Here is an 893-nt window from a genome sequence, read left to right as displayed (position 1 = left end):
GGCCGCAGGCGACAGCCACGGCCGCGCCCGCGGTGTGTCCGGCACCTTGCGGATCGCGAACTACTGGTGCGTGCGCGTGTGTTCATGCTTCGAAAAGCGGTCGGCCACCCAGTAGACTATGGTGAAGGTGTACGTGACGTTACCGACGTTGATCACAAGTCGAAGAAGTTCATGTATGCCGACAGCGCGACGAAACAGAGATCAGCGTCAGGAGAAAGTCCCCTATGGCGGATAAACAGAATTTTGCTGGAGCACGATTCATGACTGTGGCCGAGGTGGCCGAGATGATGCGTGTTTCAAAGATGACCGTTTATCGTCTGATCCACGCCGGTGATTTACCCGCCGTGCAGTTCGGCCGCTCCTATCGCGTTCCGGAAAACGCCGTTGAAGCCTACCTGCAGGCCGCAGGTGTCGATCCTCACAGGGGAACTGGATCGTACGGCAGGTAGACGGCAGATAGGATGACCGTGGTCAGAAACCGGCCATGGAGCGGGTAACCTATTAAGGAACGTTTAACGTCCGGTCGGCCGTGCGTGAAGCCTTTGTTGGTTGATGGTAACGCGGTCGATGCATTTATTTAGTCTGTGAGGAACCACTATGGCTCAGTTGTTAAGAAGCGCCGCAAGCGTATGTCGAAGAAGAAGCACCGCAAGCTGCTTCGCAAGACTCGCCACCAGCGCCGCAACAAGAAGTAGTCTCGCACCGCGAAACACGTTCTTGGAGATGATCGCCATCGCCCGAAGGCTTTGCCCTTGGCGGTGGCGATTGTTGTATCCCCAAGCTGTCGACGGCGTGCCGCCGCAGGACCGGGCCGCCTTCGACGCCGACACCCCACCGAGCAGCTACCCGATGGGCGATGGCGGAGGCGTTGGGCGCTGAGACCGGTTAGCGGC

Annotated in this window: 2 protein-coding genes; both read left to right on the top strand. The window is 58.8% G+C overall.

Going from position 1 to position 893, the window contains the following annotated elements:
- Window positions 1-224: 224 nt before the first annotated feature.
- Complete coding sequence (locus JCM19049_RS15725) at window positions 225-449, top strand: helix-turn-helix domain-containing protein (protein WP_054822018.1); 225 nt, start codon at window positions 225-227, stop codon at window positions 447-449.
- 135 nt (window positions 450-584) lie between these two features.
- Window positions 585-695: a 30S ribosomal protein bS22 gene (locus JCM19049_RS21435; protein WP_279403393.1), complete on the top strand. Its 111-nt coding sequence runs from the start codon at window positions 585-587 to the stop codon at window positions 693-695.
- Window positions 696-893 lie beyond the last annotated feature (198 nt).

The sequence above is a fragment of the Arthrobacter sp. JCM 19049 genome (genome assembly GCF_001310435.1).
The sequence above is the reverse complement of the archived record's forward strand: the minus strand, read 5'-3'. Positions and strand labels throughout refer to the sequence as shown.